This is a genomic window from Corallococcus praedator, from assembly GCF_003612125.1.
Taxonomy (GTDB): domain Bacteria; phylum Myxococcota; class Myxococcia; order Myxococcales; family Myxococcaceae; genus Corallococcus; species Corallococcus praedator.
Genome location: NZ_RAWI01000740.1, coordinates 1 through 1507, shown reverse-complemented (window position 1 = coordinate 1507; position 1507 = coordinate 1). Strand labels below are relative to the sequence as shown.

1 protein-coding gene is annotated in these 1507 nt (G+C 70.7%); it reads right to left on the bottom strand.

The annotated features are described in order from the left end of the window. A partial coding sequence (locus D7Y13_RS41385; RefSeq protein ID WP_147452645.1) for a DEAD/DEAH box helicase occupies window positions 1–1273 on the bottom strand: 1273 nt, incomplete at its 3' end. Window positions 1274–1507: the final 234 nt, after the last annotated feature.

Genomic DNA, 1507 nt, shown 5'->3' with positions numbered 1-1507 from the left:
CCCCACCACGTCCGCCGCCTCCACCGCCGCCGTTGCCGCCGCGACGCTGACCGCCATTGCCCCGGCCGCCGCCGCGTCCACCCGAAAGGGGCGGACGGTCGTCCTCCACCAGATCGCCCGGAAGCGTCGCGGGGAGCAGCGAACGGAAGCTCGCGTCCGCCACCACCGGCACGCTGCGGCGGATGGTGCGCTCGATGTCGCGCAGGTACTCGCGCTCTTCGGAGTCGCAGAACGACACGGCCTGGCCGCTGGCGCCCGCGCGGCCGGTGCGGCCGATGCGGTGCACGTACTGCTCCGGCACGTTGGGCAGGTCGTAGTTGAACACGTGCGACAGCCCGTCGATGTCGATGCCGCGCGCCGCGATGTCCGTGGCCACCAGCACGCGCAGGGTGCCCGCGCGGAACTCGTCCAGCGCGCGCTCACGGGCGTTCTGGCTCTTGTTGCCGTGGATGGCGTCGGCGCGCACGCCCGCCTGCGTGAGCTGCTTGGCCACGCGGTTGGCGCCGTGCTTCGTGCGCGTGAACACCAGCGCGCGCGGGATGGCCTTCGAATCCTGGAGCAGGTGCGTGAGCAGCGCGCGCTTCTCCTCGCGCTTCACGAAGTACACCTGCTGGCTCACCGTCTCCGCGGTGGTGGACGCGGGCGACACCTCCACCCGCACCGGATCCTTCAGGATGTTGCGCGCCAGATCCACGATGTCCGGCGGCAGCGTCGCGCTGAAGAACAGCGTCTGGCGCTCCTTCGGCAGGACCTTGATGACGCGCCGGACGTCATGGATGAAGCCCATGTCCAGCATGCGGTCCGCCTCATCGAGCACGAACACCTCGAGCGCGCGCAGCGTCACGTGGCCCTGGTCGATGAGATCCAACAAACGTCCCGGCGTCGCCACCAGGATGTCCACACCCTGGCGCAGCGCCTGGACCTGCGGCGTCTGGCCCACGCCGCCGAACACCACCGCGTGGCGCAAGGGCAGGTTCTTGCCGTAGGTCCCGAAGCTCTCACTGACCTGGCTGGCCAGCTCGCGCGTGGGCGTCAGCACCAGGCAGCGCACCGGACGCGCGCCGCCCGCGGGGGCCTTCGCCGACAGCCGCTGGAGGATGGGCAGCGCGAACGCCGCCGTCTTGCCCGTGCCCGTCTGGGCCACGCCCAGCACGTCCTTGCCCGCCAGCGCGTGCGGAATCGCCTTCACCTGGATGGGCGTCGGCGTGGTGTAGCCCTCGGCCTTCACGGCCTTGAGGAGTGAGTCAGTCAACTGCAGTTCGTCAAACGTCATGGAATCCCGCAATGATGGGTTGGCGCGCTTCCCCCTCAGGCGGGGGGCCGACCGCGCAGCGCGCCCTCCCGCGAAATTACGGGGGCGCCTGGCGGTGCGCGGTCAGGCCGCGAAGCGGCCCGAAGCACCTGGAAGTTTCCAGGAACCCGTGGGACCCCGGGAGGATTCCCGGTGCGGCCCACGGTCCAACCACACTGCCTGCAACGGGGGGCAATGTCCCGGGAAATCCATCCC